We start from the raw sequence: 4,860 nt of genomic DNA on the forward strand, positions 1-4,860 counted from the left end.
CGTCAATCTCGAAGCCGATGCGCGCTCGATCCTCAGCCTCTACAGACGCCTGATCACCCTGCGGAAGAGCAGTCGGCCGCTGGTCGCCGGCGATTATCATCCGATCGCGGCGCAAGGCGATCTCCTGATCTATCGCCGCGAGGCCGAGGGGCAGGCGGTGATCGTGGCGCTCAATCTCGGCCCCGATCCGGTCGCGGTGACCACCAGCGCGATCCGTTTCGGCAGCAGCATACTGCTGTCGACGTTCCTGGATCGCGAGGACGAGCGGATCGAAGGCGTGCTGGATCTGCGCGGCAATGAGGGCGTGATTGTCGCGCCGCCCTAGCCGTCGTCCCGGACAAGCGCAGCGCAGATCCGGGACCCATAGCCACAGGGAGTGGTTTGGCGAAGACTCGGAGTGATCAGCGCGCCCCAAACTTCTCCCTGTGATTATGGGTCCCCGCTTTCGCGGGGACGACAGCGGAGGGTACGGCTGCGTAGATGCTCTTACCCCGGATGCTTCTTCCCTCTCACCGTATCCCCGTCGATATCGCTCCGCTTCAGCAGATAATCCAGCCCGCCGACGCGGTACCAGCGATAGCCATACGGCTCCAGCACGATCCGGTGCTGGCCGCGCTTGTCGGCGTGGCTGTGGTCCTCCGCGAGCAGATTGATCAGGTGCGCGCCGGCTTCGTCCGGCAGCCCGGCCGAGAACGCGATCTCGCGCGGCTTCTCGTCGAGATTATGCACGAACAGCACCGAATTGTTGCGCCAGTCGTAGCGCATGATGAACACGGCGGGATCGCGCACCGGAATGATCGTGAAGTCGCCCCAGCCGATTTCAGGCACCTCCTTGCGCATACGGACGATGCGCTCGGTCCAGTTCAGCATGGAGTTGGGATCGCGCCGCTGCTTGGCGACGTTGACGTGGGGATAGCCGTAAGGCCCCTTGTCGATCACAGGGCAGGCCGGCTTGTTGCTCTTGGTGAAGCCGCCATGCGGCTCGGTCGACCATTGCATCGGCGTGCGCGCGCAATTGCGTTCCGGCAGTGAGAGATCGTCGCCCATCGCGATCTCGTCGCCATAGCGGATCACGGGCGTTCCGGGCAGCGTGCACATCAGGCTGTAGGCGAGTTCGAGCCGCCGGCGATCGCCGCCCAGCATCGGCGCGAGGCGCCGCCTGATGCCGCGGTCGTAGAGCTGCATGTCCTTGTCGGGACCGAAATTCCTGAACACGGAGTCGCGCTGCGCCTTGGTCAGCCGCCCCAGGTCGAGCTCGTCGTGATTGCGCAGGAACAGGCCCCATTGCGCGGTCGCCGGCCGCGGCTTGGTCGCCTTCAACGCCTTCGCCAGCGGCCGCGAATCTGCGGATGCCAGCGCATAGAACAGGTGCTGGTTGACGTGGAAGTTGAACATCATGTGCATGCGGTCGGCGTCGCGGCCGAAATATTCCATGTCCGTCTTCGGCAGCACATTGGCTTCGGCGAGGATGATGGCGTCGCCCTGCCGCCATTGCAGGAATTCGCGGAATGCGCGCAGCATGTCGTACTGCTCGACCGGCTTCTTCACCTTCGCACCCTTGGTCGCGATCACGAAGGGCACGGCGTCCATGCGGAAGCCGGAGACGCCGAGCTGGATCCAGAACCCCATGATCTTCAGGATCTCGGCCTGCACATGCGGGTTCGAGGTGTTGAGGTCGGGCTGGAAATCGTAGAAGCGGTGGAAGTAATACGCGCCCGCTTCCTTGTCGCGCGTCCAGGTCGTTTTCTGCACGCCGGGAAACACCATGCCCTTGTCGGCACCGGCCGGCTTCTTGTCGGACCACACATACCAGTCGCGGTAGGGCGAGTTCTTGTCGCGCCGCGCCTCCTTGAACCAGTGATGCTGATCCGAGGTGTGGTTGACGACGAGGTCGATGATGATGCGGATGCCGCGCTGCTTGCAGCCATGAGCGAACTCGACGAAATCGCCGAGCGTGCCGTAACGCGCATCCACGCTGTAATAGTCGGCGATGTCGTAGCCGTCGTCGCGGCCGGGCGAGGTCTGGAACGGCATCAGCCAGATCGTGGTGATGCCGAGGCCATGCAGATAGTCGAGCCGGCGGAGCAGGCCCTTGAAGTCGCCGACGCCGTCACCGTTGGCGTCCATATAGGAGCCGACGGAAAGGCAGTAGATCACGCCGTTCTTGTACCAGAGATCGTCGATCATCCGCGCAGCCTCGGTGGTTCCGCCGAGGTGCGGCGGCTGCGTGATAAGTGCGTGGGGGAGGGGAGGTTCCGTGTTTCATCCTCGGTGTCGTCCCGGACAAGCGCAGCGAAGCGGAGCGCCGATCCGGGACCCATAACCACAGGGAGCAGTCTTGCGATGACTCGGAGTTACCTGAGCGCCCTACAACAACTCCCTGTGGTTATGGGTCCCCGCTTTCGCGGGGACGACGGCGGAGATCGAGGCTGCGCTTAGGCTCCATCGAGCAGTGTGCAGTTCTACGGAATCGGCTATCCTCCCCCCATGGACAATCCCGCCCGCAACATCGCCCTCGTGCCGCCGCCTGATCGCCGCCAGTCGGAGACGGCGCTCGCGGTCGCGCGGGGCACCGCGCGGCTGCTGCGTTCGCTCGGCTTTACCTGCATCAGCGAATTGCCGCTGCCCTCGGGCCGGCGCGCCGATCTCGTGGCGCTGAACGAGCGCGGCGAGATCTGGATCGTCGAGATCAAATCGTCGGTGGAGGATCTGCGCGCCGACCAGAAATGGCACGAGTACCGCGCCCATTGCGACCGGCTGTTCTTCGCCTTCACTCAGGACCTGCCGTGCGAGATCTTTCCGGAAGGCACCGGCCTGATCATCGCCGACGCCTATGGCGCGCACCTGCATTGCGAAGCGCCCGAGCACAAGCTCGCTGCGGCCACGCGCAAGCAGATGACGGTGCGGTTTGGAATGGCGGCGGCGTTGCGCATCAACCGGCTGGTCGACCCGCAAGGGCATGCGGAATTTTGGGAGTAGCGGCGCCGCAAACATCGGTGCCGTAGGGTGGGCAAAGCGAAGCGTGCCCACGATCTCTATCCAACTCTAACAGAGCGTGGGCACGGCGCTTGCGCGCCTTTGCCCACCCTACGAGACCGCTACCTCGGCGCGCGCTTGGCCAAAATGCGCTGCAACGTCCTGCGGTGCATGTTGAGCCTGCGCGCCGTTTCCGAGACGTTGCGGTTGCACATCTCGTAGATGCGCTGGATGTGCTCCCAGCGCACGCGGTCGGCCGACATCGGGTTGGTCGGCAGCTCGGACTTCTCCGCGCTGGTCGACAGCAGCGCCGCGACGACGTCGTCGGCATCCGCCGGCTTCGAGAGATAATCGATCGCGCCCATCTTCACCGCGGTGACGGCGGTGGCGATGTTGCCATAGCCGGTCAGCACGATCGCGCGCGCATCCGGGCGCTTCTTCTTCAGCGCCGAGACCACGTCAAGGCCGTTGCCGTCGCCGAGCCGCAAGTCCACCACGGCGAATGCCGGCGCTGCCTTGCCGATCTGCGCAAGACCATCCGAGACGGTGTCGCATGACGTCACCGCAAAGCCGCGCGTTTCCATGGCGCGCGACAACCGCTCCAGGAACGGCTTGTCGTCCTCCACGATGAGCAGCGAGCGGTCGGTCTGTTCGTTCAGTTCGGCGATGGCGTTCAAGGTTTTGTCCTCTCTCCAACGCGACTACATATGGCCTCGCAATCGGGCGGTGCCAAGGCCGCCGATAGTCGATCGGCCCTGTTGTGCGACGCAAGGTCGCGGCCTATCCTATTGTTTCTTCGAGGCTCTCGATAGCCTCAAAACGCTGTCGCGGCCATGTGATCTGCACCACCGCGCCGTGTTCCGGAAAGATCCGGTTGGTAAACGAGACCTTGGCGCCGGTGCGTTCCAGCAACGTGCGCGCGATGAACACGCCCAATCCGAGACCGCGTCGCTCACCGCTGCCCTCATCCGTGGTTCGTCGCCGCGACAGATAGGGCTCGCCGATCCGGTTCAGGATGTCGGGCGGAATGCCGGGGCCGTCGTCGGAGATCAGAAGCTCGATCGTGTCCTTGTTCCACCACGCGTTCACCTCGACGGTGGTATGGGCGAAATCGACCGCGTTCTCGACGATGTTGCCGACGCCGTAGAGGATCGCCGGATTGCGCGAGCCGACCGGCTCGGACACGGCGGCGACCGCGATCCGCACCTTGATCTCGACGCCGAAATCGCGGTGCGGGGCCACCACCTCCTCGATCAGCTCCGACAGCTTCATGCGGTCGAACGGCGCGCCGGTGGAGGAGAGCTGGGTGATCTTGCTCAATATGTCGCGGCAGCGCTGGGTCTGCTCGCGCAGCGTCTTCAGGTCGGCGGCAAAGCTGGCGTCCTTCACCGTCTTTTCCAGCTCGCGCGAGATCAAAAAGATCGTCGCGAGCGGCGTGCCGAGCTCGTGCGCGGCCGCGGCTGCGAGCCCATCGAGCTGGGTCAGGTGCTGCTCGCGGGTCAGCACCAGCTCGGTCGCCGCCAGGGCGTCCGCAAGCTTGCGCGCCTCCTCGGTCACCTGGAACGAGTAGAGGCTGGTGACGCCGATCGCGAGCACGATCGAGAGCCAGACGCCGACGAGGTAGATCGGCGGCAGCACCAGGGGATCATCGGAATCCCAGGGCAGCGGCAAATGGAAGAAGAACAGGACCGAGGCGCAGGCTACCGCAAGCACACCGAGGCCGAAGGTGAAGCGCGCCGGCAGCGCCGTGGCCGAGATCAGCACCGGCGCGAGGAAGAGGAACGAGAACGGGTTCTGCAGTCCGCCGGTGAAGTACAGCAGACCGGCCAGCTCCACGATGTTCAGCGCGAGCAGTCCGGCCGCCTGCATCGGCTCCCGCCGCTG

Annotated in this window: 5 protein-coding genes; 2 read left to right on the plus strand and 3 right to left on the minus strand. The window is 64.8% G+C overall.

Annotated features, from left to right (window positions below):
* On the plus strand, nucleotides 1-325 hold a 325-nt coding region (locus IC66_RS0124960; protein WP_038949474.1), incomplete at its 5' end, for a DUF3459 domain-containing protein.
* A gap of 161 nt (nucleotides 326-486) precedes the next feature.
* Here the strand turns inward: IC66_RS0124960 and IC66_RS0124965 are convergent.
* Nucleotides 487-2,187 (minus strand): alpha-amylase family protein, encoded by a 1,701-nt coding sequence (locus IC66_RS0124965; protein ID WP_038949475.1) that lies wholly within the window; start codon nucleotides 2,185-2,187, stop codon nucleotides 487-489.
* Nucleotides 2,188-2,487: 300 nt separating this feature from the next.
* On the opposite strand from IC66_RS0124965, the gene IC66_RS0124970 reads away from it, so the two are divergent.
* Nucleotides 2,488-2,979 (plus strand): MmcB family DNA repair protein, encoded by a 492-nt coding sequence (locus IC66_RS0124970; protein WP_038949476.1) that lies wholly within the window; start codon nucleotides 2,488-2,490, stop codon nucleotides 2,977-2,979.
* Between the two features lie 119 nt (nucleotides 2,980-3,098).
* On the opposite strand, the gene IC66_RS0124975 is transcribed toward IC66_RS0124970, so the two are convergent.
* Both IC66_RS0124975 and IC66_RS0124980 read right to left on the minus strand, forming a co-directional pair.
* Nucleotides 3,099-3,653, minus strand: a complete 555-nt coding sequence (locus tag IC66_RS0124975) for an ActR/PrrA/RegA family redox response regulator transcription factor (protein ID WP_008141807.1) — start codon at nucleotides 3,651-3,653, stop codon at nucleotides 3,099-3,101.
* A gap of 103 nt (nucleotides 3,654-3,756) precedes the next feature.
* Nucleotides 3,757-4,860, minus strand: a 1,104-nt coding sequence (locus IC66_RS0124980; RefSeq protein WP_038949477.1) for an ActS/PrrB/RegB family redox-sensitive histidine kinase, incomplete at its 5' end; no start/stop codon positions are given.

Origin of the sequence: Bradyrhizobium genomosp. III, assembly GCF_000261705.1 — a bacterium.
Taxonomy (GTDB): domain Bacteria; phylum Pseudomonadota; class Alphaproteobacteria; order Rhizobiales; family Xanthobacteraceae; genus Bradyrhizobium; species Bradyrhizobium ottawaense.